The 25981-nt window shown below is 62.5% G+C and carries 22 protein-coding genes and 2 tRNA genes; 2 read left to right on the top strand and 22 right to left on the bottom strand.

Features of this window, described 5'->3' with window-relative positions:
- Positions 1 to 69: 69 nt before the first annotated feature.
- The 14 genes from rpsO to rlmE all read right to left on the bottom strand — a co-directional run bounded on the left by rpsO (position 70) and on the right by rlmE (position 13074).
- Positions 70 to 339 (bottom strand): 30S ribosomal protein S15, encoded by a 270-nt coding sequence (gene rpsO / locus IRZ56_RS15140; RefSeq protein WP_011532144.1) that lies wholly within the window; start codon positions 337 to 339, stop codon positions 70 to 72.
- Between the two features lie 149 nt (positions 340 to 488).
- Entirely contained in the window at positions 489 to 1406 is a 918-nt protein-coding gene (gene truB, locus IRZ56_RS15135) for a tRNA pseudouridine(55) synthase TruB (RefSeq protein ID WP_196145666.1), read from the bottom strand.
- Positions 1407 to 1409: 3 nt separating this feature from the next.
- Entirely contained in the window at positions 1410 to 1808 is a 399-nt protein-coding gene (rbfA, locus tag IRZ56_RS15130) for a 30S ribosome-binding factor RbfA (RefSeq protein WP_196145665.1), read from the bottom strand.
- A gap of 115 nt (positions 1809 to 1923) precedes the next feature.
- Complete coding sequence (infB, locus tag IRZ56_RS15125) at positions 1924 to 4461, bottom strand: translation initiation factor IF-2 (protein ID WP_196145664.1); 2538 nt, start codon at positions 4459 to 4461, stop codon at positions 1924 to 1926.
- 27 nt (positions 4462 to 4488) lie between these two features.
- Positions 4489 to 5970 carry a transcription termination factor NusA gene (gene nusA / locus IRZ56_RS15120; RefSeq protein ID WP_196145663.1) on the bottom strand — a complete coding sequence of 494 codons (1482 nt, stop codon included), beginning with the start codon at positions 5968 to 5970 and terminating at the stop codon, positions 4489 to 4491.
- Positions 5971 to 6029: 59 nt separating this feature from the next.
- Positions 6030 to 6488 carry a ribosome maturation factor RimP gene (gene rimP, locus IRZ56_RS15115; protein ID WP_043210161.1) on the bottom strand — a complete coding sequence of 153 codons (459 nt, stop codon included), beginning with the start codon at positions 6486 to 6488 and terminating at the stop codon, positions 6030 to 6032.
- Positions 6489 to 6618: 130 nt separating this feature from the next.
- Positions 6619 to 6695, bottom strand: a tRNA-Met gene (locus IRZ56_RS15110).
- A 98-nt stretch (positions 6696 to 6793) separates the two neighbouring features.
- Positions 6794 to 6879: transfer RNA gene (locus tag IRZ56_RS15105), tRNA-Leu, on the bottom strand.
- Positions 6880 to 6900: 21 nt separating this feature from the next.
- Positions 6901 to 7293 (bottom strand): preprotein translocase subunit SecG, encoded by a 393-nt coding sequence (secG, locus tag IRZ56_RS15100; RefSeq protein ID WP_196145662.1) that lies wholly within the window; start codon positions 7291 to 7293, stop codon positions 6901 to 6903.
- Between the two features lie 4 nt (positions 7294 to 7297).
- Complete coding sequence (gene tpiA / locus IRZ56_RS15095) at positions 7298 to 8053, bottom strand: triose-phosphate isomerase (RefSeq protein WP_196145661.1); 756 nt, start codon at positions 8051 to 8053, stop codon at positions 7298 to 7300.
- A 66-nt stretch (positions 8054 to 8119) separates the two neighbouring features.
- On the bottom strand, positions 8120 to 9460 hold the full coding sequence (gene glmM, locus IRZ56_RS15090; RefSeq protein WP_196145660.1) for a phosphoglucosamine mutase: 1341 nt from the start codon (positions 9458 to 9460) through the stop codon (positions 8120 to 8122).
- A gap of 16 nt (positions 9461 to 9476) precedes the next feature.
- On the bottom strand, positions 9477 to 10328 hold the full coding sequence (gene folP / locus IRZ56_RS15085; protein ID WP_196145659.1) for a dihydropteroate synthase: 852 nt from the start codon (positions 10326 to 10328) through the stop codon (positions 9477 to 9479).
- Positions 10329 to 10336: 8 nt separating this feature from the next.
- On the bottom strand, positions 10337 to 12244 hold the full coding sequence (gene ftsH / locus IRZ56_RS15080; RefSeq protein ID WP_196145658.1) for an ATP-dependent zinc metalloprotease FtsH: 1908 nt from the start codon (positions 12242 to 12244) through the stop codon (positions 10337 to 10339).
- 203 nt (positions 12245 to 12447) lie between these two features.
- Positions 12448 to 13074, bottom strand: coding sequence for a 23S rRNA (uridine(2552)-2'-O)-methyltransferase RlmE (gene rlmE / locus IRZ56_RS15075; protein ID WP_084855482.1), 627 nt, complete (start codon positions 13072 to 13074; stop codon positions 12448 to 12450).
- Positions 13075 to 13176: 102 nt separating this feature from the next.
- Between rlmE and yhbY the strand changes: the two genes are divergently transcribed.
- Positions 13177 to 13485: a ribosome assembly RNA-binding protein YhbY gene (yhbY, locus tag IRZ56_RS15070; protein WP_084855483.1), complete on the top strand. Its 309-nt coding sequence runs from the start codon at positions 13177 to 13179 to the stop codon at positions 13483 to 13485.
- Positions 13486 to 13626: 141 nt separating this feature from the next.
- On the opposite strand, the gene IRZ56_RS15065 is transcribed toward yhbY, so the two are convergent.
- The 8 genes from IRZ56_RS15065 to grpE all read right to left on the bottom strand — a co-directional run bounded on the left by IRZ56_RS15065 (position 13627) and on the right by grpE (position 23981).
- Positions 13627 to 14067, bottom strand: coding sequence for an MFS transporter (locus tag IRZ56_RS15065; RefSeq protein WP_196145657.1), 441 nt, complete (start codon positions 14065 to 14067; stop codon positions 13627 to 13629).
- Positions 14045 to 14527, bottom strand: coding sequence for a transcription elongation factor GreA (gene greA / locus IRZ56_RS15060; protein WP_003258067.1), 483 nt, complete (start codon positions 14525 to 14527; stop codon positions 14045 to 14047). The genes IRZ56_RS15065 and greA overlap by 23 nt, the downstream gene beginning before the upstream one ends.
- The gene (carB, locus tag IRZ56_RS15055) at positions 14524 to 17745 is read right to left on the bottom strand and encodes a carbamoyl-phosphate synthase large subunit (RefSeq protein ID WP_196145656.1); all 3222 of its coding nucleotides are present in this window, start codon (positions 17743 to 17745) and stop codon (positions 14524 to 14526) included. The genes greA and carB overlap by 4 nt, the downstream gene beginning before the upstream one ends.
- Positions 17746 to 17852: 107 nt before the next feature.
- Positions 17853 to 18989: a glutamine-hydrolyzing carbamoyl-phosphate synthase small subunit gene (gene carA, locus IRZ56_RS15050; RefSeq protein WP_196145655.1), complete on the bottom strand. Its 1137-nt coding sequence runs from the start codon at positions 18987 to 18989 to the stop codon at positions 17853 to 17855.
- A 275-nt stretch (positions 18990 to 19264) separates the two neighbouring features.
- Positions 19265 to 20071, bottom strand: coding sequence for a 4-hydroxy-tetrahydrodipicolinate reductase (gene dapB / locus IRZ56_RS15045; RefSeq protein ID WP_196145654.1), 807 nt, complete (start codon positions 20069 to 20071; stop codon positions 19265 to 19267).
- A 13-nt stretch (positions 20072 to 20084) separates the two neighbouring features.
- Positions 20085 to 21209 (bottom strand): molecular chaperone DnaJ, encoded by a 1125-nt coding sequence (gene dnaJ, locus IRZ56_RS15040; protein ID WP_196145653.1) that lies wholly within the window; start codon positions 21207 to 21209, stop codon positions 20085 to 20087.
- 190 nt (positions 21210 to 21399) lie between these two features.
- Positions 21400 to 23325: a molecular chaperone DnaK gene (gene dnaK / locus IRZ56_RS15035; RefSeq protein WP_196145652.1), complete on the bottom strand. Its 1926-nt coding sequence runs from the start codon at positions 23323 to 23325 to the stop codon at positions 21400 to 21402.
- Between the two features lie 101 nt (positions 23326 to 23426).
- Entirely contained in the window at positions 23427 to 23981 is a 555-nt protein-coding gene (gene grpE / locus IRZ56_RS15030; RefSeq protein ID WP_084855490.1) for a nucleotide exchange factor GrpE, read from the bottom strand.
- 191 nt (positions 23982 to 24172) lie between these two features.
- Between grpE and recN the strand changes: the two genes are divergently transcribed.
- Entirely contained in the window at positions 24173 to 25846 is a 1674-nt protein-coding gene (recN, locus tag IRZ56_RS15025; protein WP_196145651.1) for a DNA repair protein RecN, read from the top strand.
- Positions 25847 to 25981 lie beyond the last annotated feature (135 nt).

Here is a 25981-nt window from a genome sequence, read left to right as displayed (position 1 = left end):
ACGGGAATGCTACCAGGTAGCATTCCCGAAACATGCGACACGCCATGCACACCACTGGCCAGGACGCTATTAGCGACGCAGGCCCAGGCGACCGATCAGGGCGCTGTAACGAGTGGTGTCTTTGCCCTTCAGGTAGTCCAGCAGCTTACGACGCTGGTTGACCATACGGATCAGGCCACGACGGGAGTGGTGGTCTTTCTCGTTGGCCTTGAAGTGGCCTTGCAGCTTGTTGATGTTGGCGGTCAGCAGAGCAACCTGCACTTCCGGGCTACCGGTATCGCCGGCGGCTTGCTGGTATTCGGCAACGATCTGAGCTTTTTCTTCGACGCTGAGGGCCATTTGGCTTCTCCTGATAAACGGATCCCGCGAACGGTCTCCAATAGGCCAGGGACAAGTCCCTGTATTAATGAGAAGAGGAGTGACCGTGCCTATTAACAGCCACCCTCGGTTGCGCAGGTTTCGGCCAGAGCCTCGGCCTGCGGTTTCGATCATTCCGACCGAATCAGTCGACGCGGCGCAATTCGCCCGTCTTCGCTCACTTCACCGATACCGATGAAGCGTTCATTGTGATCCTGTACCCGGACCATGCCGAACTGCGGCGCATCCGGGGCGCGAACCGCCTGGCCATGCAGCCAGTAGAACGCACTGTGCTCGGAGAGGCGCACCAGCGGCCAGTCCTGCAGCCCACTGTCGGACGGCATCAGGAAGCGATCGAGCGCTTCATTGCCGCCGTCTGCGTGGGCCTGCTCGAGAGCCTCGAGGGTCACGGTCTGGGCCAGCTCGAACGGGCCAGCCTGGGTACGACGCAACTCGGCGACATAGGCACCACAGCCCAGCACCTCACCGATATCCTCCACCAGGGTGCGGATATAGGTGCCTTTGCTGCAACCAACCGACAGGCGAACCCGCGTGCCTTCGCACTCGAGCAACTCCAAGCGGCTAATAGTAACAGAACGCGCCTCGCGCTCCACTACCTCTCCTGCACGCGCCAGCTTGTACAGCGGCTGGCCGTCGCGCTTGAGCGCCGAGTACATCGGCGGTACCTGGCTGATTTGACCGCGAAAGCGCGGCAGCACAGCCTCGATATCGGCACGACCAACGGTCACCTCGCGGGTCTGCAGGACTTCGCCTTCGGCATCGCCGGTGCTGGTCGTCTGCCCCAGTTGCATGACCGTCTCATAGCCCTTGTCGGAATCGAGCAGGTACTGGGAGAACTTGGTGGCCTCGCCGAAGCACAGTGGCAACACGCCGGTGGCCAGCGGGTCGAGGCTGCCGGTATGGCCGGCCTTCTCGGCATTGAGCAGCCAGCGAACTTTCTGCAGTGCGGCGTTGGAGGTGAACCCCAGCGGCTTGTCGAGCAGGATGATGCCGCTGACATTGCGGCGGATTCGTTTGACCTGGGCCACCGGTTACTCCTCGGCGTCCGCTTTGTCGGCATCCTTGTGCAGGCGATCTTCGGCCACGGCCCGCTCGATCAGTGCCGACAGGTGGGCACCACGGCTGACACTTTCGTCGAAGTGGAAATGCAGCTGCGGCACGCTGCGCAGTTGCATGACACGGCCCAGGTGCAGGCGCAGGAAGCTCGCGGCGCTGTTGAGCGCCTTGAGCGTCTGCGGCACGGCATCGGCGCCGTCCTGGCCCATGACGGTGATGAAGACCTTGGCATGGCCCAGGTCGCGGCTGACATCCACGGCGGTGATGGTCACCAGGCCGACACGCGGGTCTTTGACTTCACGACGGATCAGCTCGGCCAGCTCGCGCTGCATCTGGTCGCCGATGCGTTGGGTACGGCTATATTCTTTTGCCATTCTTGCTACCTGTAACTAAAGCGGCAAACGCCCGGACAGGCACAAGCCTGACCGGGCGCTACCTTCAGAGGCGCTGCCAGCCGCCCTGGGGCGGGGCCTGCGCCACGCTCGCCCCTTACAGGGTACGAGCCACCTGGACTTTCTCGAAGACCTCGATCTTGTCGCCGACCTTGACGTCGTTGTAGCTCTTGACGCCAATACCGCACTCCATGCCGTTACGCACTTCGGAGGCGTCGTCCTTGAAGCGACGCAGCGATTCCAGTTCGCCTTCGAAGATCACCACGTCCTCGCGCAGTACGCGGATCGGACGGTTGCGGTACACGGTACCTTCGATGACCATGCAGCCAGCGATGGCGCCGAACTTCGGCGAGCGGAACACGTCACGCACTTCGGCGACACCCAGGATGTTCTCGCGAACATCGCTGCCGAGCATGCCGGTCAGGGCCTTCTTGACGTCTTCGATGATGTCGTAGATCACGTTGTAGTAACGCATATCCAGACCTTCCTGCTCGACGATCTTGCGCGCACCGGCATCGGCACGCACGTTGAAGCCGAACAGCACCGCGTTGGACGCCAGGGCCAGGTTGGCATCGCTCTCGGTGATACCACCGACACCGCCGCCGACCACGCGCACCTGCACTTCGTCGTTGCCCAGGCCGCCGAGCGAGCCCTGCAGCGCCTCGAGGGAGCCGCGAACATCGGTCTTGAGGACGATGTTGAGGGTCTTCTTCTCTTCCTGACCCATGGTCTCGAAGATGTTTTCCAGCTTGCCGGCGTGAGCACGGGCCAGCTTGACCTCGCGGTACTTGCCTTGACGGAACAGGGCAACTTCGCGGGCCTTCTTCTCGTCCGCGACCACGGACATCTCGTCACCAGCTTCAGGCGTGCCATCCAGGCCGAGGATCTCGACCGGGATCGCCGGGCCGGCTTCCTTCACAGGCTTGCCGTTCTCGTCGAGCATGGCACGCACGCGGCCATAGTTCGAGCCGACCAGGACCATGTCGCCCTGACGCAGGGTACCGTCCTGAACCAGGATGGTCGCCACCGGACCACGGCCCTTGTCCAGGCGCGATTCGACCACGACGCCACGACCTGGAGCGGTCGGGGTCGCGGTGAGCTCGAGGATCTCGGCCTGCAGCAGCACGGCTTCGAGCAGTTCGTCGACGCCGGTACCCATCTTCGCCGAGACCTTGACGAACGGGGTATCGCCACCCCAGTCCTCGGAAGTCACGCCTTCGACGGCCAGCTCGTTGCGGATGCGATCGATGTCGGCACCCGGCTTGTCGATCTTGTTCACCGCAACCACCAGCGGTACGCCGGCAGCCTTGGCGTGCTGGACGGCTTCGCGGGTCTGCGGCATCACACCGTCGTCAGCCGCCACCACCAGGATGACGATGTCGGTGGCCTTGGCACCACGGGCACGCATCGCGGTGAACGCGGCGTGGCCAGGGGTATCGAGGAAGGTGACCATGCCGCGGTCGGTTTCCACGTGGTAGGCACCGATGTGCTGGGTGATACCGCCGGCCTCGCCAGCGGCAACCTTGGCACGACGGATGTAGTCGAGCAGCGAGGTCTTACCGTGGTCGACGTGGCCCATGACGGTCACAACCGGTGCACGCGGCTCGACTTCACCTTCGAACTTCAGCGATTCGGCCAGGGAGTCTTCCAAGGCGGTGTCGCTGATCAGGGTCACCTTGTGGCCCAGTTCCTCGGCTACCAGCTGGGCGGTTTCCTGGTCGAGCACCTGGTTGATGGTGACCGGGGTACCCAACTTGAACATGAACTTGACGACTTCGGCAGCCTTGATCGACATCTGCTGCGCCAGTTCCGAGACCGTGATGGTCTCGCCGATGGTCACGTCACGGATGACTGGACCGGTAGGGTTCTGGAAGCCGTGCTGGTTGCGCTTCTTCGGCTTGCCCTTGCCACCGCGGCCGCGACGGAAACCATCGCTCTCTTCATCGGTGGTACGAGGCGCTGCGCGAGGCGTAGGCGCTTTTTCCTTTTCCTTGACCTTGACCTTGATGGAAACGCGCGGGGCTTCGCCACGGCGCTCGCCACCACCACGACGGTCGTCGTCGCGGGTACGGCTTTCGTTGCGGCGGGTCTCGTCCTTCTTGCGCTCGGCGGCACGGGCCGCTGCGTCTTCGGAGACCGGGGCCTCGGCCACTACCGGTGGGGCGACAGGCGCCGGAGCCGGTTCGGCCTTGGCCGCAGGTGCCGCCGAAGCGGTTTCGGCGGCCTGGCGACGAGCCTGCTCTTCAGCGCGCTGGCGTGCTTCGGCGTCGGCTTTCTCGCGGGCAGCGTTCTCCGCTGCACGGCGCTCTTCCAGCTCACGCTTCTGCTCAGCCTGGATTTCTTCCGGGCTGCGCTGCACGAATACTTTCTTCTTGCGTACTTCTACGCTGATGCTCTTGCTACCGGCGACACGCAGGGTGCTGGTGGTCTTGCGCTGCAAGGTGATCTTGCGCGGCTCTTCCGCCTTGCTCTTGTGGCTGCTTTTCAAATGAGTCAGCAGAACCTGCTTTTCATTGTCGGTCACTACCTGACCGGCGTCGGTGTGCGGCAGACCTGCCTCACGCATCTGCTGCAGCAGGCGCTCTACCGGTGCCTCGACCTCTTGGGCCAGTTCTTTCACCGTGACTTGCGTCATGCACTTCTCTCCTCAGGCCACGCCTAATTACTCGAACCAGTGGGCTCGGGCGGCCATGATCAACTTGCCGGCACGCTCTTCGTCGATGCCGTCGATGTCGAGCAGATCGTCAATCGACTGCTCGGCCAGGTCTTCGCGGTTAACCACGCCGCGCACCGCCAGTTCCGCCGCCAGGTCCTTGTCCATACCCTCGAGGGAGAGCAGGTCGTCGGCCGGGTGGGCGTCTGCCAGTTTTTCTTCGGTAGCGATGGCCTTGGTCAACAAACGGTCCTTGGCACGAGCGCGTAGCTCATTGACGATGTCCTCGTCAAAGCCATCGATGTTGAGCATTTCTTCCAACGGTACGTAGGCAATTTCCTCGAGGCTGGTGAAGCCTTCGTCGACCAGCACTTGGGCCAGCTCCTCGTCGACTTCCAGTTCCTCGATGAAGTTGCGCAGGATGTCGCCGGTTTCTGCTTGTTGCTTGGCCTGGATATCCTTTTCGGTCATCACGTTAAGGGTCCAGCCGGTCAGCTGACTGGCCAGGCGAACGTTCTGACCGCCCCGGCCAATGGCCTGGGCCAGGTTGTCTTCGGCGACGGCGATGTCCATCGCATGGGCGTCCTCGTCAACGATGATCGCTGCAACCTCGGCAGGCGACATGGCGTTGATGACGAACTGCGCCGGGTTCTCGTCCCACAGGACGATATCCACACGCTCACCACCCAACTCGCCGGATACGGCCTGGACGCGCGAACCACGCATGCCGATGCAGGCACCTTGCGGGTCGATGCGCTTGTCCTTGGAGCGGACGGCGATCTTGGCACGCGAGCCCGGATCACGGGAGGCGGCCATGACTTCGATGAGGCCTTCGGCGATTTCCGGCACTTCGATGCGGAACAGCTCGATCAGCATCTGCGGCGCAGTGCGCGACAAGATCAGCTGTGGGCCGCGGTTCTCGGTGCGGATTTCCTTGAGCAGTGCGCGCAGGCGCACGCCGACACGGAAGGTCTCACGTGGAATGATGTCTTCGCGGGCCAGCAACGCCTCGGCGTTGTTGCCCAGATCGACGATGACGTTGTCGCGGGTCACCTTCTTGACGGTGCCGGAGATGATCTCGCCGACACGTTCGCGGTAGGCGTCGACCACCTGGGCGCGCTCGGCTTCGCGAACCTTCTGCACGATCACCTGCTTGGCGGTCTGGGCGGCGATGCGGCCGAACTCGATCGACTCGATCTTCTCTTCGATCACGTCACCTACCTTGGCTTCAGGGTGGGTGTCCTTGATCTTGTCCAGCCAGGTCTCGATCGCCGGGTCATCAAGATCGGCTTCATCGACCACGGTCCAGCGACGGAAGGTCTCGTAGCTACCGGTGTGGCGGTTGATTTCCACACGCAGATCGACTTCGTCCTCAAAACGTTTTTTGGTTGCAGTGGCCAGAGCCACTTCCAGCGCTTCGAAAATGACGCCGGGCGGTACACCTTTTTCGTTGGATACCGATTCAACAACCAGCAGTACTTCTTTGCTCATCGTACGCCTCGCCTTGCGCAAGCCATTGGGCCCGGATAGTCCGCCGGGCCCGGCACGTCTCAGTCAAAACTGGGAATAATATTGGCCTTGTCGATCGAGTCGATCGGCAGCAGGAATTCATGGTTGTCCACCTGGACCACCACATCCTGGTCCTCCACGCCGCGGAGAAGGCCCTGGAAGTTACGACGACCTTCGAAGGGCGTACGCAGCTTGATCTTCACTTGTTCGCCGGCATGCGAGGCAAACTGTTCCAGAGTGAACAGCGGGCGGTCCATGCCAGGAGAGGACACCTCAAGGGTATATTCGTTGGTGATAGGGTCTTCCACATCGAGGATGGCACTGGCTTGACGGCTGACCGCTTCGCAGTCGTCCACCAGGATCCCGCCTTCCTTGTCGATATAGATACGCAGCACCGAATGCTTACCCTGGGAAACGTACTCGATCCCCCAGCATTGATAGCCCAGACCCTCGACCACCGGGGCCAACAAGGCCTGCAACTGTTCTAGCTTGCTCGACACCTGAACCCCCTCGTGCATGCTGTGCAAATAAAAAATGGGCAAAGCGCCCATCCCTGAAAGCGCCGTTGGACAACGACGCGAAGAACTGTTCAGCTAGCAAAAAGCCCCTGAAAAGGGGCTCCGCTGAAGCTGGTTGCGGGGGCTGGATTTGAACCAACGACCTTCGGGTTATGAGCCCGACGAGCTACCAAGCTGCTCCACCCCGCGACAAAGCTGGGGCGAAAGTATAAGACCGAACCCGTTACAGGGTCAATCCGACCTCCACCTGCAAGAAAGCCCGCTAAAGCGGGCTCTCATGCTTCAATTGGTACCGAGAAGGGGACTCGAACCCCTACACCCTATGGGCACAACCACCTCAAGGTTGCGTGTCTACCAATTCCACCACCTCGGCAATACTACTTCTTGAAACCCGTTACTTCTGCTCTTCGGTTGGAGGAGGTACGTCACCAGCGTTGGTGGTTTCGCTCTTCTTCTCCTGGAGCACCGGTACATCATCATTTACTGCCGGCTTCTGCTCTTTGACTTCCAACACTGCTGGATCTGGCAGACCTGCTTGAGTCAGCTGATGAGCTTTCTCTTTAGCGAAGTATCCTAACCCAAGAGCAGTCAAAAAGAAAGTGGCAGCAAGTATAGCAGTAACTTTACTCAAAAAGGTAGCGGAACCTTGGCTTCCGAACACAGTATTTGAAGCACCTGCGCCGAAAGATGCACCTGCTTCCGCACCTTTACCCTGTTGCAGCAACACGAACACTACGAGTGCCACGGCCGCCAACAGATGAAAAACAACTACGACTGTTTCCAGCATTTGTTCAGTTTCCTGCGGCGCGACAAATTGCACCGAATTCGTCTGCGTTCAGGGACGCTCCACCAATGAGCCCCCCATCGATATCCGGCATGCCGAACAGTTCGGCCGCATTGGCCGCCTTCACGCTGCCGCCGTAGAGAAGCTGCACGTTCTGGGCAACTTCAGCGTCCAGCGCCGCCAACTGCGCCCGAATGGCTGCATGCACATCCTGGGCTTGCTGGGGCGAGGCCGTCAGACCTGTGCCGATGGCCCAAACAGGCTCATAGGCGATTACCGCATTGGCAAAAGCGGCAACACCGAACGCGTCGATGATACTGCTCAGTTGACGCCCAACGACTTCGAGCGTCTTGCCTGCCTCGCGCTCCTCGAGGGTTTCCCCTACGCAGAGCACGGGCTTCAAACCACTTGCCTGGGCGGCTGCGAACTTGCGGTTGAGCACTTCGTCGTGCTCGCCAATGACTTGGCGACGCTCCGAATGCCCGATCAACACAAGCTTGCAACCCACTTCAGCCAGCTGAGCCGGTGCAATTTCGCCGGTCAGCGCGCCCTGCTCGGGCTGTACAGCAGAATTCTGGGCTCCGACGATGATCCCCTTCCCTTTCAGCCCATCAACCACTTGGTTGATGAACAGGGCCGGTGGAAACACCGCGACTTCCACACCGCTCGGCAGGGCCAGATTGCTCAAGCCCTCGGTCAGCTCAGCGACGCTGGCGCGGGTACCGTGCATCTTCCAGTTACCAGCTACCATGGGGCGACGCATGCTTTACCTCGTCGGTCAAAGTGGGCGCAGATCTTACCCAACCCGAACTGTGCTGGCAAGCGTCTTTCAGGCACAAACTTCGCTAACCAGCTTGGCCAGCGCCTCGGCATGGCCACGGACCTGATTTTCGTCGTCGCCCTCGACCATTACCCGCACCAACGGCTCGGTGCCGGACTTGCGCAGCAGCACTCGACCACGCCCGGCCATGGCCTCGGTGACCTTGGCACTGGCCTCCTGTACGGCAGGGTTTTCCAGTGGGTCGACCTTGCTCGCACCGAAGCGCACATTGATCAACACCTGCGGGCACTTGCGCAGGCCCTGACGGGCCTGGGCCAGGGTCTCGCCGCGACGCTTGAGCGCCATCAACACCTGCAAGGCCGCGATGATCGCATCGCCGGTGGTGGTGTGGTTGCCGCACACCACATGCCCAGAGTTCTCGCCACCGAGCTGCCAGTCACGCTCGAGCAGTTCGGCCATTACGTAGCGGTCGCCGACCTTGGCCCGGGCGAACGGGATATCCAGGTCCTTGAGCGCGAGCTCCAGGCCCAAGTTGCTCATCAGAGTGCCCACCACCCCGCCTTGCAGCCGGCCACGCTCCTTGGCGTCGCGGGCAATGATGTATAGCAGCTCGTCACCGTCGACGATGGCACCGGTATGGTCGACCATCAGCACGCGGTCGCCGTCACCGTCGAAGGCGATGCCCAGGTCGGCATGGCCGACCAGCACGGCAGCCTGCAGCGATTCGATATGGGTCGAGCCACAGCCTTCGTTGATGTTGAGCCCGTCAGGCTGGGCATGCAGCACGGTCACTTCTGCCCCGAGTTCGCGGAAGACGCTTGGCGCTACCTTGTAGGTCGCGCCATGGGCGCAGTCGACCACCAGTTTCAGCCCGTCGAAGCTGGTGCTGCTCGGCACGCTGCTCTTGCAGAACTCGATGTAGCGGCCAGCAGCGTCGTTGATACGCGACACCTTGCCCAGCTTGCTCGATTCGACCACGGTCATGGGCTGGTCGAGCAGTTCCTCGATCATCAGCTCGACCTCGTCGGGCAACTTGGTGCCCTGGCCGGAGAAGAACTTGATGCCGTTGTCGTCGTGCGGGTTGTGCGACGCGCTGATGACGATACCGGCTTCGGCGTGGAAGGTACGGGTCAGGTAGGCGATCGCTGGCGTCGGCATCGGCCCGAGCAGCAACACGTCGGCACCGGCCGCGGACAGCCCGGCCTCGAGGGCCGACTCGAACATGTAACCGGAGATACGGGTGTCCTTGCCCACCAGCACGCGGCAATTGCCCTGCTTGCGGAAGGCCATGCCCGCCGCCCAGCCCAGCTTCAGCATGAAGTCAGGCGTGATCGGGTATTCGCCGACGCGGCCACGGATGCCGTCGGTACCAAAGTATTTTCTGCTCATAGGGACTCCAATGTTCTTATTCGGCGTTCTGCACCGCGGCAATCATGCGTACCACGTCGACGGTCTCGGCCACATCGTGCACGCGCAGGATGCTCGCACCCTTGGTCATGGCCAACGCCGCCAGTGCCAAGCTGCCGTAGAGCCGCTCACCGACAGGACGATCCAGCGTGAGGCCGATCATGCTCTTGCGCGAGACGCCAACCAGCAGCGGCCGCCCCAGGCGGTAGAGCACTTCCATGTGTTTGAACAGGCTGAGGTTGTGTTCGAGCGTCTTGGCGAAACCGAAGCCCGGATCGAGGATGATCCGCCCGGCATCGATCCCAGCGGCCGCGCATGCCGCCATTCGCTCTTCAAGATAGCGCGTCACATCCACGGACACATTGTCGTAGTGTGGATTGTCCTGCATGTTGCCCGGCTCGCCGCGCATGTGCATCAGGCACACCGGTAGGCCGGTGTCCGCCGCGGCATCGAGCGCTCCGTCGCGCTCCAGGGCGCGCACATCGTTGATCAGGCCAGCACCCAGGCGGGCCGACTCACGCATGACGGCAGGCGTGGAGGTATCGACCGAGATGATCACATCGAGGCGACTGTTGATCGCCTCGACCATGGGCGCCACCCGCTCCAGCTCTTCAGTGGGCGAGACCGCGCGCGCCCCGGGACGAGTGGACTCGCCACCGATGTCGATCAGGGTCGCGCCGGCCGCCACCATCGCCTCGGCATGGCGCAAGGCTTCGTCGCGCTGACTGAAGCGCCCGCCGTCGGAGAAGGAATCGGGGGTGACATTGAGGATACCCATGACATGGGTACGGGACAAATCAAGAACCCGGTTGCCGCAAGGCAACCGGGTCGGGTACTGCTGTGAGCTCATAGGTGCCCTTAGTGTTGAGCCGCTGGACCGCCGATCGGCGACTCCGGACGATCACCCTGGGAGGCCTGGTTGCCGGAGGTGCCGGCATCGTTGTCCCAGTCGCGAGGCTCGCGCGGCGTGCGACCAGCCATGATGTCGTCGATCTGGTCGGCATCGATGGTCTCGTATTTCATCAAGGCCTCGGCCATGGCATCGAGCTTGTCGCGGTTGTCGGTCAGGATCTGCTTGGCCGTGGCGTAGCAGTGATCGATGATGCTACGCACTTCGGAGTCGATCAGCTTGGCCGTCTCGCCCGACACGCTGGCATGCTGGCTCGCCGCGCTGCGGCCGAGGAACACCTCGCCCTCCTCTTCGGCATACATCAGCGGGCCGAGCTTCTCGGACAGGCCCCACTTGGTGACCATGTTTCGCGCGATCTGGCTGGCACGCATGATGTCGTTGGAGGCACCGGTAGTGACGCCATCGAAGCCCAGGGTCATTTCCTCGGCGATACGGCCGCCATACAACGAGCAGATCTGGCTGACCAGCGCACGCTTGGACAGGCTGTAGCGGTCTTCCTCGGGGAGGAACATGGTCACGCCCAGCGCGCGACCGCGCGGGATGATCGAGACTTTGTAGACCGGGTCGTGCTCGGGAACGATGCGACCGACGATGGCATGCCCTGCCTCGTGGTAGGCCGTGTTCTGTTTTTCCTTCTCGGACATGACCATGGTCTTGCGCTCGGCGCCCATCATGATCTTGTCCTTGGCCAGCTCGAACTCCTTCATCTCGACCAGGCGCTTGCTGGCGCGGGCGGCGAACAGCGACGCCTCGTTGACCAAGTTGGCGAGGTCGGCACCGGAGAAGCCGGGGGTACCGCGGGCAATGACGGCGGCATTGACGTTTTCGCCGACCGGCACCTTGCGCATGTGCACCTTGAGAATCTGCTCACGGCCGCGGATATCCGGCAGGCCGACCACCACCTGGCGGTCGAAACGGCCAGGACGCAGCAGCGCCGGGTCCAGGACGTCCGGACGGTTGGTGGCGGCGATCACGATGATGCCGTCGTTCATCTCGAAGCCGTCCATCTCCACCAGCAACTGGTTGAGGGTCTGTTCGCGCTCGTCGTGACCGCCACCCATGCCGGCACCACGATGGCGACCGACGGCGTCGATCTCGTCGATGAAGATGATGCACGGCGCATGTTTCTTCGCCTGCTCGAACATGTCACGGACACGGCTGGCACCAACGCCGACGAACATTTCGACGAAATCGGAACCGGAAATGGTGAAGAACGGCACCTTGGCCTCGCCTGCGATGGCCTTGGCCAGCAGGGTTTTACCGGTACCGGGCGGGCCGACCATCAGCACGCCACGCGGGATACGGCCACCCAGGCGCTGGAACTTGCCAGGGTCGCGCAGGAACTCGACCAGCTCGCCAACCTCTTCCTTGGCCTCGTCGCAGCCGGCGACGTCAGCCAGGGTGGTCTTGACCTGGTCTTCGGACAACAGGCGCGCCTTGCTCTTGCCGAAGCTCATCGGGCCGCCCTTGCCGCCCGCACCGCCCTGCATCTGGCGCATGAAGAACATGAATACGGCGATGATCACCAGAATCGGGAAGCTGGCCACCAGCAACTGGGTCCAGATGCTCTGTTGCTCAGGCTGCTTGCCTTCGACGGTGACATGATTGTCGACCAGGTCGCCGATCAGGCCGTTGTCGGTGATGGCCGGACGGATGGTCTTGAAGTTGTCGCCATCGGTGCGCTTACCGGTAATGACGTAGCCATCGACGGTGACGCGCTCGACCTTACCGTCCTTGACCTGCTGGATGAAGTCGGAGTAGTTGAGGGTCTGCGGCTCGTTCGGGCTGGAGAAGTTGTTCATCACCGTCACGAGGACCGCCGCGATGATCAACCACAGGATCAGATTCTTTGCCATGTCGTTCAATTAGCTACCCTCTGAGGCCGGCGCACGACGCTGCCGTGCCTCGCATGATATTCACCGCCCTAACTTACTACATTACCTACGCATCCGCAGGCGCCGTCTGTAACCCTTTGTGAAAGCTAGACTACACGAAGTTCGGACGATCCTGACGGAACCGCCGATTGGAAATAACTATCGGAGGCCCCGCAAAACGCTACTCACGCCCCTTTGAAGCCGCGGCCCAACAGGTACTGCTCGCGGGAGCGATCCCGCGAGGACGAAGGCTTGCGCATCTGCACCTTGTCGAACTTGCTGCGCACGTCCTTGAGGTACTGGTCGAAACCTTCACCCTGGAAGATCTTGATCAGGAAGTCCCCACCAGGGCGCAACACGCGGGTCGCAAGGTCCAGGGCCAGTTCGCAGAGGAACATGGCACGCGGCATGTCCACGGCAGGCGTCCCACTCATATTGGGGGCCATGTCGGAAATCACAAGGTCCACGTGCGAATCACCCACCGCCTCGAGGATACGCTGGAGCACTTCGTCCTGGGTAAAATCGCCCTGAATGAAGGTAACGTCGGGGATCGAGTCCATTTCCAGGATGTCCGAGGCGATCAGGCGCCCTTGCCCGCCGATCAGACGACTGGTCACTTGGGACCAGCCACCCGGGGCCGCGCCCAGGTCGATCACGCTCATGCCTGGGCGGATCAATTTGTCCTTTTCCTGGATCTCCAGCAGTTTGTAGCTCGCGCGCGAGCGGTAGCCGTCCTTCTGCGCCTGTTTGACGAAAGGATCGTTGAAATGCTCTCTCAGCCAGTTATGGCTGCTTTTGGAACGTTGCGCCACAGGGCACCTCGATGATATGCGTCGTGATTGACTGGGCGGAGCCAGTGGCCCTCGGGTAAAATGGCCACCAATTTTACAGAATCAGACGAAAAGGGTCAGATTATGCCGCTCAATAACGAGCAGAAGAAACAATACAAATCGATTGGTCACGACCTGAAGCCGGTCTTGATCGTCGCTGGCAATGGTTTGAACGAAGGCGTGGTCGCCGAACTGGAGCGCGCCCTGACCGATCACGAGCTGATCAAGGTCGAGATCCGCTCGGAAGACCGCGAAGAGCGTGCCGCCGCCATCGCCGAACTGTGCAAGGCCGGCCGCGCCGAGCTGGTGCAGACCATCGGCAAGAAGGCGCTGATCTACCGCAAGAACCCGCAGCCGAACAAGCAGCTGTCCAATATCCACCGTTACAAGTAACGGCAAAGGGGCTGCTATGCAGCCCATCGCCGGCAAGCCAGCCCCCACAGGTACGGCGCATGGCTTGAATTCGATGCGGTCGGTGTGGGAGCCGGCTTGCCGGCGATGGGCCACAAAGCGGCCCCAGCAATCTCGAACCGTTTAGCGGCGCGCCTTGACCGGGACCGGCTGGGCCACCAGCACGATGCCGGAAAACCCCAGCACCAGGAAACAGAACATCTGCCACCGCTCGCCCACGGAAATCCCATAGCGCAGCGTGTAGTAGCCGACACAGGCTCCGAAGCCAAGCAACAGCATCTGGCCACGGAACTGCCGCCACCAGGCCGCCAGGCCGTCCACCCTCGCCAATACCGCCAGCTGGGTAATCAACCCGAGCAACGCGACGCCGATCAACCAGCGATCGATCTGCGCAGCCACGTCCTGCACGAGCAACGGCGCAAGGCCGGTGACCTTGAGCGCCGGCACCAGCCCCACGTGAAAGACCCACAGGCCGCCGACCCAGAAGACCTGGGCCAGCTGCCAGAGGATCCCTTCGAGCGATGGCGCCCGTGGATGACGGTCAGATGTGCTTGACTTCGACAATCTCGTACTCGACCGTGCCGTTTGGTGTCTTGACGACAACGGTGTCACCCTCTTCCTTGCCGATGATGGCACGGGCAATCGGCGCACTGTTCGAGAGCTTGCCTTTCTTCACGTCCGCCTCGTCCTCGCCCACGATCTGGTAGGTAACCTGATCGCCAGTCTCGGTGTTCTCCAGGTCCACGGTGGTCCCGAAGATCACTTTCCCGGTATGAGCAATGGTGGTGACGTCGATCACCACCGAGTTCTGCAGGCGCCCCTCGATGTCACGGATACGCGCCTCGACCATGCCTTGCTCCTCGCGGGCGGCATGGTATTCGGCGTTTTCCTTGAGGTCACCCAGCTCACGGGCCTCGCCGATCGCCTGGCTCAGGCGCGGGCGCTCGGTCTTGCTCAAGAAGAGCAGTTCCTCTTCCAGGGCGCGAGCGCCCTGGACGGTCATCGGGTACTTGGTAATGCTCATGCGTTCAATCCTGCGTGCAGATCCTGCAAGCGACGGACGGTCTTCTCGGGACCGAACTTCAGCGCTTCGCAGATGGCTTCACCCGCCGCAATGGTCGTGGTGCAGTAGATCTTGTGCTGCAGCGCATTGCGACGAATCGAGTAGGAATCGGCGATCGACTGGCGGCCTTCGGTGGTGTTGATGATCAGCGACACTTCATCGTTCTTGATCATGTCGACCACGTGCGGGCGACCTTCGGTCACCTTGTTCACGCGGCGCACCTTCAGGCCTGCCGCCTCGATGACCTTGGCGGTGCCCGCGGTAGCGACCACTTCGAAGCCCAGGGCGATCAGGTCGCGGGCGACGCCAGCCACTTGTGGCTTGTCGTCGTCACGTACGCTGATGAACGCGGTACCGCTGCTTGGCAGGATTTCGCTGGCGCCCATCTGGGCCTTGGCGAAGGCTTCACCGAAGCTGTCGCCGACACCCATGACTTCACCGGTGGATTTCATCTCAGGGCCGAGGATCGGGTCAACACCCGGGAACTTGGCGAACGGGAAGACGGCTTCCTTGACGCTGTAGAAGTTCGGGATGATTTCCTTGGTGAAGCCCAGCTCTTTCAGGGTCTTGCCGGCCATGACACGGGCCGCGATCATCGCCAGGGAGGTGCCGATGCACTTGGAGACGAACGGCACGGTACGCGAAGCGCGCGGGTTGACCTCGATCACGTAGATCTTGTCGCCCTGCAGGGCCAACTGCACGTTCATCAGACCGACGACGCCCAGCTCCAGGGCCATCTTGCGTACCTGCTCGCGGACTTCGTCCTGGACATTGGCCGGCAGCGAGTACGGCGGCAGCGAGCACGCGGAGTCACCGGAGTGCACGCCGGCCTGCTCGATGTGCTGCATGATCGCGCCGATCACCACGTCGGTGCCGTCGCAGACCGCATCCACATCCATCTCGATGGCGCAGTTGAGGAAGTGGTCGAGCAGTACCGGGCTGTCGTTGGACACCTGGACCGCTTCACGCAGGTAGCGCTTGAGCTCGTCCAGTTCGTAGACGATTTCCATGGCACGGCCGCCCAGTACGTAGGACGGGCGGACCACCAGCGGGTAACCGATGTCGCCAGCGGCGCGAATGGCTTCGTCTTCGCTGCGCACGGTGGCGTTTGGCGGCTGGCGCAGGTTCAGGCGCTGGACCATCTGCTGGAAGCGCTCACGGTCTTCGGCACGGTCGATGGCGTCCGGGCTGGTACCGATGATTGGCACGCCGGCTTCTTCCAGGGCGCGCGCCAGCTTCAGCGGGGTCTGGCCGCCGTAGTGGACGATGACGCCTTTTGGCTTCTCGACGCGGCAGATTTCCAGCACGTCTTCCAGGGTCAGCGGCTCGAAGTACAGGCGGTCGGAGGTGTCGTAGTCGGTGGAGACGGTTTCCGGGTTGCAGTTGACCATGATGGTCTCGTAACCGTCTTCACGCAGCGCCAGGGCCGCGTGCACGCAGCAGTAGTCGAACTCGATGCCTTGGCCGATACGGTTCGGGCCACCGCCAAGGATCATGATCTTGTCGCGGGTCGACGGGTTGGCCTCGCACTCTTCCTCATAGGTGGAGTACAGGTAGGCGGTGTCGGTAGCGAATTCGGCGGCGCAGGTGTCGACGCGCTTGTAGACCGGCAGTACTTCCAGCTTGTGGCGGTGACGACGCAGGTTCTTGTCGGTCACACCCAGCAGCTTGGCCAGACGCTGGTCGGAGAAGCCCTTGCGCTTGAGGCGCAGCATCAGCGCCTTGTCGATGGCGGCCAGGCCCAGGGTCTTGACCTTCTCTTCTTCCTGGATCAGGTCTTCGATCTGCACCAGGAACCAGTGGTCGATCTTGGTCAGGGCGAAGATTTCGTCACGGCTCATGCCGGCACGGAAGGCATCGGCAACGTACCAGATACGCTCGGCGCCCGGCACGGTCAGCTCGCGCTTGAGGATGCTCGGGGTTTCCGGGTTGGCCAGGTCGACTTTCGGGTCCAGGCCGCAGGCGCCGACTTCCAGGCCGCGCAGGGCTTTCTGCATGGACTCCTGGAAGGTACGGCCGATGGCCATGACCTCACCCACGGACTTCATCTGGGTGGTCAGGCGGGCGTCGGCTTTCGGGAACTTCTCGAAGGCGAAGCGCGGCAGCTTGGTGACCACGTAGTCGATGGAGGGCTCGAAGGACGCCGGGGTGCGGCCGCCGGTGATGTCGTTCTGCAGTTCGTCGAGGGTGTAGCCGACCGCCAGCTTGGCGGCGATCTTGGCGATCGGGAAGCCGGTGGCTTTCGAAGCCAGGGCCGAGGAGCGCGACACCCGCGGGTTCATCTCGATCACGACCATACGGCCGGTGTTCGGGCAGATACCGAACTGGACGTTGGAACCGCCGGTTTCGACGCCGATCTCGCGCAGCACCGCCAGGGAGGCGTTGCGCATGATCTGGTATTCCTTGTCGGTGAGGGTCTGCGCCGGGGCGACGGTGATCGAGTCGCCGGTGTGCACGCCCATCGGGTCGAAGTTCTCGATGGAGCAGACGATGATGCAGTTGTCCTTCTTGTCGCGGACAACCTCCATCTCGTATTCCTTCCAGCCGATCAGCGACTCGTCGATCAGCAGCTCCTTGGTCGGCGACAGGTCCAGGCCGCGGGCGCAGATTTCTTCGAATTCTTCACGGTTGTAGGCGATGCCGCCGCCGGTGCCACCCATGGTGAACGATGGGCGGATGATGCACGGGAAGCCCAGGCGCTCGAGCACCGCATTGGCTTCTTCCATGCTGTGGGCGATACCGGAGCGCGGGCACTCCAGGCCGATGGCCTTCATTGCCTGGTCGAAGCGCGAACGGTCTTCGGCCTTGTCGATGGTGTCGGCGTTGGCGCCGATCATTTCCACGCCGAATTTCTCCAGCACGCCGTGGCGCTCGAGGTCCAGGGCGCAGTTCAGAGCGGTCTGGCCGCCCATGGTCGGCAGCAGCGCGTCAGGACGCTCCTTCTCGATGATCTTGGCCACCGATTGCCATTTGATCGGCTCGATGTAGGTGGCGTCGGCCATGGCCGGGTCGGTCATGATGGTGGCTGGGTTGGAGTTCACCAGGATGACGCGGAAGCCTTCCTCGCGCAGGGCTTTGCAGGCCTGGGCGCCGGAATAGTCGAATTCGCAGGCCTGGCCGATCACGATCGGGCCAGCGCCGAGAATCAGGATGCTTTTGATATCTGTACGTTTTGGCATGGGTTGTCACTCAAATCCGCGGGTCAGTCGGCAAGCCGTCTTGAACAATCTGGGTCAGGCGCTTCCGGGCGCGGCGTTTGCCGCCCCGGGGCCTTGATGCAGGATGCTCAGCGGCGCTTGGCCATGGCATCGATGAAACGATCGAACAGTGGCGCGACGTCGGTCGGGCCTGGGCTCGCTTCAGGGTGGCCCTGGAAGCTGAACGCGCTCTTGTCGGTACGCTCGATACCCTGCAGGGTGCCGTCGAACAGCGACTTGTGGATGGCGCGGACATTGCCCGGCAGGGTGGCTTCGTCGACGGCGAAACCGTGGTTCTGGCTGGTGATCATGACCACGCCGCTGTCCAGGTCCTGGACCGGGTGGTTGGCACCGTGGTGGCCGTGGCCCATCTTCACGGTCTTGGCGCCGGAAGCCAGGGCCAGCAGCTGGTGGCCGAGGCAGATGCCGAAGACCGGGATATCGGTCTCGAGGATGTCCTTGATCGCCTGGATTGCGTAGTCGCACGGTTCGGGGTCGCCAGGGCCGTTGGAGAGGAACACGCCATCAGGGTTCAGGGCGAGGACTTCGCTGGCTGGGGTCTGGGCCGGCACCACGGTCAGGCGGCAGCCACGGGCGACCAGCATGCGCAGGATGTTCAGCTTGACGCCGTAGTCGTAGGCCACCACGTGGTAGGGCAGGTCCGCCGCTTCCAGGGTCGGGTGGCTGTCGCTTTCCAGGTTCCACACACTGGAGCGCCACTCGTAGCGGTCCTTGGTGGACACTTCCTTGGCCAGGTCCATGCCCTTGAGGCCTGGGAAGGCGCGGGCAGCGGCGATGGCGGCTTCTTCGCTGATGTCGTCACCGGCCAGGATGCAGCCGTTCTGAGCGCCTTTTTCGCGCAGGATACGGGTCAGGCGGCGGGTATCGATGCCGGCGATGGCCACGACGTTGTTGGCTTTCAGGTAGTCAGGCAGCGACTGGGTGTTGCGCCAGTTGCTGGCCAGCAGCGGCAGGTCACGGATGACCAGGCCGGCGGACCAGACGCGATTGGACTCGGCGTCTTCAGGGGTGGTGCCGGTGTTGCCGATGTGTGGGTAAGTCAGGGTGACGATTTGCTGGGCGTAGGAAGGGTCTGTAAGGATTTCCTGGTAGCCGGTCATAGCGGTGTTGAACACCACCTCACCAACGGTTTGACCGTCGGCTCCGATGGCTTCACCGCGAAAAATGCTGCCATCGGCAAGGGCGAGTATGGCTGGCTTAGTCAAGAAGACCTCCCGTAAATCAAGCCTGAAAGGGCGATCGCAGGTTGCAAAAAAGCGGAATGACGTATGGACACGTCACCCCGCTTTTATGCTGAATTTGTCTGCGCGCTTTTAGTGGACACACTAAAGCTGTAGCTTACAGAAAATTACGTTTTAGGTCTACCGCGTATGTGTCTCTGAGACACAGGAATGCGACAGATGACTCTGCCCCACAAACGCAGCAAACCTGCAGGAGCGGCCTTGCGCCGCGAAAGGGTCGCGAAGCGACCCCATTACGATCAGCGCAGCTCGAGCACGTCTTGCATGTCGTACAGCCCCGGCTCGCGCCCATCCAGCCACAGCGCAGCACGCACCGCGCCCTTGGCGAAAGTCATGCGACTGGAGGCCTTGTGGGTGATCTCGACGCGCTCGCCTTCCGCGGCGAACAGCACCGTGTGATCACCTACCACGTCACCAGCACGCACCGTGGCGAAACCGATGGTCTGGCGATCACGAGCACCGGTCTGGCCTTCGCGACCATAGACCGCCACCTCGCCCAGGTCACGACCCAGCGCCTGGGCCACGACCTCACCCATGCGCAGCGCGGTACCGGACGGCGCATCGACCTTGTGCCGGTGGTGCGCTTCGATGATTTCGATGTCCACCTCGTCACCCAGCACCCGCGCCGCAGTATCGAGCAGCTTCAGGCACAGGTTGACGCCAACGCTGAAGTTGGCGGCGAAGACGATCGGGATCTCCTTGCCCGCCTCGGCCAGCTGCTCCTTCTCCTCCGGCGTGAAGCCGGTGGTGCCGATCACCATGGCCTTGCCCGCCTTGCGGCAGAACGCGAGATTCTTCAGGGTCACCGACGGGTGGGTGAAATCGATCAGCACGTCGAATTCGTCAGCGACCTTGGCCAGGTCACCACAGATTTCCACGCCGATGCGCCCCAACGCCGCGAGCTCGCCTGCATCGGCACCGACCAGGGTGCTGTCAGGGCGGTCGATTGCCGCCGTCAGGCCCGCCTGGGGCGCCTGTTGCTGCACGGCTTCGACGAGGGTCTTGCCCATCCGCCCCGCCGCACCCATCACTGCAATACGTCGCATAGCCTGTTCCTTGTCAGAGATCGCCGAAGAAGCGCTTCACACCCTCGAACCAGCCGCTGGCCTTGGGCGAATGGGAACTGTCGCCTTCCAGCGAGTCACGCAGCTCCTCGAGCAGCTCGCGCTGGCGGCGGCTCAGGTTGACCGGCGTTTCCACCGCCACGCGGCACAGCAGGTCGCCCGCCGCACCACCACGCACCGGGGCCACGCCCTTGCCGCGCAGGCGGAACTGCTTGCCGGTCTGGGTGCCTTCCGGGATCTTGAGCTTGACCCTGCCATCGAGGGTCGGCACTTCCAGTTCGCCACCAAGGGCGGCATCGGTGTAGCTGATCGGCACTTCGCAGTACAGGTGCTTGCCGTCACGCTGGAAGATCGCGTGCTCACGTACATTGATGACCACGTACAGGTCGCCGGTCGGGCCGCCATGGGTACCCGCCTCGCCCTCGCCGGACAGACGGATGCGATCGCCGGTATCGACACCGGCCGGCACCTTGACCGACAAGGTCTTGTATTCCTCGACACGGCCTTCGCCATGGCAGGAAGCGCACGGATCGGTGATGATCTTGCCCTGGCCATGGCAGCGCGGGCAGGTCTGCTGCACAGAGAAGAAGCCCTGCTGCATGCGCACCTGGCCGATACCTCCGCAGGTCGGGCAAGTCGCCGGGGCCGAGCCCTTCTTGGCGCCGGAGCCGTCGCACGGCTTGCAGTTGACCAGCGTCGGTACACGGATGCTGACCGTGGTACCGCGCACCGCTTCCTCGAGGTTCAGCTCCAGGGTGTAACGCAGGTCGCTGCCGCGCTGGGCGCCGCCACGCCCACCTCCGCGACCGCCACCGAAGAAATCACTGAACACATCGCCGAAGATGTCGGAGAAGTTGGCGCCACCGAAGCCGGCACCACCGCCACCCATGCTCGGGTCGACGCCGGCATGGCCATACTGGTCGAACGCCGCGCGCTTGCTCGCGTCAGACAGCACTTCGTAGGCCTCATTGGCCTCCTTGAACTTGTCTTCCGACTCTTTATCGCCCGGGTTGCGGTCCGGGTGGTACTTCATCGCCAGGCGGCGATAAGCCTTCTTGAGGTCTGCTTCGCTGGCGCCGCGCTCGACACCCAGTACCTCATAATAATCACGCTTGGACATAGGTCATTTGCACCTTGTTGGGCGTCTGGCATCTGCGCCGCGCCATCAACACCTGCCGCCCCTCGGCGCTGACAGATGCTGTAAAAAATCTCGAATTCCAGATACGCCAACGCGGGAGCAAGCCCCCGCGCGGCGACATCCTACCAGCTCACCGACAATCGACGGTGAGCCGGCCGACAACATGCAGGGATTACTGCTTGTTGTTGTCTTTCACTTCTTCGAACTCGGCGTCGACCACGTCGTCGTGCTTGGCTTCCGGCTCGGCCTGCTGCGCGCCGCCCTGAGGCTGTTCGGCCTGCTGCTCGGCGTACATCTTCTGGGCAACCGGGGCGGACACCTTGGACAGCTCCTCGACCTTGGCTTCGATCGCGGCCTTGTCGTCGCCTTTGACAGCGGCTTCCAGGGCAACGACGGCAGCCTCGATGGCAGCCTTCTCTTCGGCGGTGACCTTGTCACCAGCGTCGGCGACCATCTTGCGGGTCGAGTGAACCAGCGCGTCACCCTGGTTACGGGCAGCGGCCAGCTCTTCGAACTTGCGGTCTTCCTCGGCGTTGGCTTCGGCGTCACGCACCATGCGCTCGATTTCTTCGTCCGACAGGCCGGAGTTGGCCTTAATCACGATCGACTGGGTCTTGCCGGTGGCCTTGTCCTTCGCACCAACGTGCAGGATGCCGTTGGCGTCGATGTCGAAGGTCACTTCGATCTGCGGCACGCCACGCGGAGCCGGCGGAATGTCGGCCAGGTCGAACTTGCCCAGCGACTTGTTCTGCGCAGCCTGCTTACGCTCACCCTGCAGCACGTGGATGGTCACGGCGCTCTGGTTGTCGTCGGCAGTCGAGAACACCTGCGACTTCTTGGTCGGGATGGTGGTGTTCTTCTCGATCAGCGCGGTCATCACGCCACCCATGGTTTCGATACCCAGGGTCAGCGGGCTGACGTCCAGCAGCAGTACGTCCTTGACGTCGCCGGCCAGTACGGCGCCCTGGATGGCAGCACCCATGGCCACGGCTTCGTCCGGGTTGACGTCCTTGCGCGCTTCCTTGCCGAAGAAGTCGGCAACGGCTTTCTGTACCAGCGGCATACGGGTCTGGCCACCGACCAGGATCACGTCGTCGATCTTGCTGACGTCGATACCGGCGTCCTTCAGGGCGATGCGGCAAGGCTCGATGGTGCGCTTGACCAGGTCTTCGACCAGCGACTCCAGCTTGGCACGGGAGATCTTCACGTTCAGGTGCTTAGGACCGGTCGCGTCTGCAGTGATGTACGGCAGGTTGACGTCGGTCGACTGAGCGGACGACAGCTCGATCTTGGCCTTTTCAGCGGCTTCCTTCAGGCGCTGCAGGGCCAGCGGGTCGTTCTTCAGGTCCATGCCGGACTCTTTCTTGAACTCGTCGACGAGGTAGTCGATCAGGCGCATGTCGAAGTCTTCGCCACCCAGGAAGGTGTCGCCGTTGGTGGCCAGTACTTCGAACTGGTGCTCACCGTCGACTTCGGCGATTTCGATGACCGAGACGTCGAAGGTACCACCACCGAGGTCATAGACGATGACGGTGTGGTCGCCCTTGGCCTTGTCCATGCCGTAGGCCAGCGCAGCGGCGGTCGGCTCGTTGATGATGCGCTTGACGTCCAGGCCGGCGATGCGACCTGCGTCCTTGGTGGCCTGGCGCTGGCTGTCGTTGAAGTAGGCCGGAACGGTGATGACCGCTTCGGTGACCGGCTCGCCGAGGTAGTCTTCGGCGGTTTTCTTCATTTTCTTCAGGACTTCGGCGCTGATCTGCGGAGGCGCCATTTCCTTGCCGCTGGCTTCGACCCAGGCGTCGCCATTGCTGGCCTTGACGATCTTGTACGGCACCAGCTTGATGTCTTTCTGCACGACGTCTTCTTCGAAGCGGCGGCCGATCAGGCGCTTCACTGCGAACAGGGTGTTGTGCGGGTTGGTGACGGCCTGGCGCTTGGCCGACTGGCCGACCAGGATTTCGCCATCGTTGGCGTAGGCCACGATCGAAGGGGTGGTACGCGCGCCTTCGGCGTTCTCGATGACCTTGACGTTACCGTTTTCCAGGATGGAGACGCACGAGTTGGTGGTCCCCAGGTCGATACCGATGATTTTGCCCATGTTTACTCTCCCGAAACTTGAATTTGGTAGCAGCGACTACTTTGGCCAACTGCGGTAATACTTGAATGCTTGACACCTAGATGGGGATGCCCGGAAGGATTTCAAGCCTTTTCGTCGATCGATGGCTGGGGCGCTGCCGGCGCCTTGCTGACCACCACCATGGCGGGGCGCAGCAGGCGACCATTGAGCAGGTAACCCTTCTGGAACACCTTGAGCACGCTGTTGGGCTCGACCTCGGCGCTTTCCTGCATGGCCATGGCCTGATGGTGTTCGGCGTTGAATGGTTCGCCGTGCGGGTCGACCGCCTCGAGGTTGTAGCGCTTGAGGGTGTCGTGGAACATCTTCAGGGTCAGCTCGATGCCTTCGCGCATCGGCTTGATGGTCTCGTCGTCGGCGCTGGACAGCTCCAGGCCACGCTCCAGGCTGTCGACCACCGGCAATAGGTCGCCGGCGAACTTCTCCAGGGCGAACTTGTGGGCCTTCTCGACGTCCTGTTCGGCGCGACGGCGGATGTTCTGCAATTCGGCGGCGGTACGCAGGGACTGGTCCTTGGCGGCGGCCAGCTGCTCCTCGAGCACTTGGACGCGGGCACCGAGATCCTCTGCACCAGCCTCTTCGGCGTTAAGGTTCTTCTCATCCAGCTGTTCGTCAGCCATTAGGTTTCTCCTCCGCAATTTCTGATGGGCGAGCCGAGCTCGTCTTGTCTTGCCGGCTATATGGGGTCGGAAAAACCGGGTTCAAGGGGCACGCTGCTTTTCGTGGCCAGGCCTGTTCGTCCTGCGGGGATTGGCAGGCCTGAAAAAAGTACTGTATAAATAACCAGACAAAACCCTTCGGGAGCCGCCCCATGCTGGTGCACCTGTCCATTCACAATTACGCCATCGTCGAACACCTTGACCTCGAGCTTGCCCGCGGCATGAGCGTGATCACCGGCGAGACCGGCGCAGGCAAGTCGATCATGCTCGACGCCCTCGGCCTGGCCCTGGGCGATCGCGCCGACAGCGGCGTGGTGCGCCCCGGCGCGGACAAGGCGGACATCCTCGCCACCTTCGACCTGGACGAGATCCCGGAGGCGCGCAACTGGCTCGCCGAGCGCGACCTGGACAGCGCCGGCCCGTGCATCCTGCGTCGGGTGATCACCGGTGAAGGCCGCAGCCGCGGCTATATAAATGGCACGCCCTGCCCGCTGGGCGACCTCAAGGCACTCGGTGAACTGCTGATCGACATCCACAGCCAACACGAGCACCAGTCCCTGCTCAAGACCGACACCCATCGCCGCCTGGTGGACGAATATGCCGGGGCCATCGACCTGGCCCGCCAGGTGCACCTGGCCGCCCAGCGCTGGCGCCAGACCCGCCTGGAGCTCGAGCGCCTGTCCAATTCCGGCGACGAGCAACGTGCCCGCCACCAGCTGCTCAGCTACCAGTTGGAGGAACTGGACAACCTCGGCCTGGGCGAGAACGAGCTGGAGCAGCTGGAACAGGAACACAAGAGCCTGACCAACGCCGAGGCGTTGTTCGGCATCTGCCGCCAGGTTATCGACCAATGCAGCGAAAGCGACTCTGGCAATGTGCTCAGCGCCCTGACGGCCAGCCTCAACCGCCTGAGCGCCGTGGCCAACGCGCCCAAGGCGCTCGGTGAAGCAGCCAACCTGATCGCCAGCGCACAGATCCAGGTCGAAGAGGCCGTGGGCGAACTCAACCGCTTCCTCGATCATTTCGATGCCGACCCCATGCGCCTGCAAGCGCTGGAGGAGCGGCTCGACACCATCTATACCCTCGCACGCAAACATCGCGTGCACCCTTCGGAGCTTTCGCATCTACAGCAACGCCTGATGGAGGAACTGGAAGGGCTCAATGCCAGCGACGAGTCGATCGAGCGCCTGGGCGAGGAGCTCGCGGCCTATGCCCAGCACTACCGCGAAAAGGCCACCGAACTTAGCGGCCTGCGCCAACAGGCTGCCAAACAGCTGGCGACTGCCGTCGAACAGGAAATCCAGCGCCTGGGCATGCCTGGCGGGCGTTTTTGCATCGAATTGACGCCCTATGCAGGTGACGAGCTGTCGCCCCATGGCCTGGAGGTGGTCGAACTGCTGGTCAGCGCCAACCCCGGGCAACCGCTCAAGGGCCTGGCCAAGGTGGCGTCGGGCGGCGAACTGTCACGGATCAGCCTGGCGATCCAGGTCATCACCGCACAGACCTCGCGCATTCCTACCCTGGTATTCGACGAAGTGGACGTCGGCATTGGCGGCCCTACCGCGGAGATCGTCGGCCAGCTGTTGCGCCGCCTGGGCGAGCGCGGCCAGGTACTGACGGTCACCCACCTGCCCCAGGTCGCCGCACAAGGGCACCACCACCTGTTCGTGCACAAGGTGCGCAACAGCGATACCACCCACACAGCAGTTGCCAACCTGGGCAAGCGCGAGCGGGTGGAAGAAGTGGCGCGAATGCTGGGAGGCATCGACCTGACCAAAGAGTCGTTGGCCCATGCGCGCAAGATGGTGGTAACCAGTAAGTCCTGATACCCCATCGCCGGCAAACCTGTTCGGCGCTGCTCATGAGGCTGGCGTTATCCCGGTGGGAGCCGGCTTGCCGGCGATTGGGCCGGTACCAAAACGGGGCAGGACCAGAAAGCACAAAGGCGACCCGAAGGTCGC

Origin of the sequence: Pseudomonas guariconensis, from assembly GCF_015680235.1 — a bacterium.
GTDB classification, from domain to species: domain Bacteria; phylum Pseudomonadota; class Gammaproteobacteria; order Pseudomonadales; family Pseudomonadaceae; genus Aquipseudomonas; species Aquipseudomonas guariconensis_A.
The sequence above is the reverse complement of the archived record's forward strand: the minus strand, read 5'-3'. Positions and strand labels throughout refer to the sequence as shown.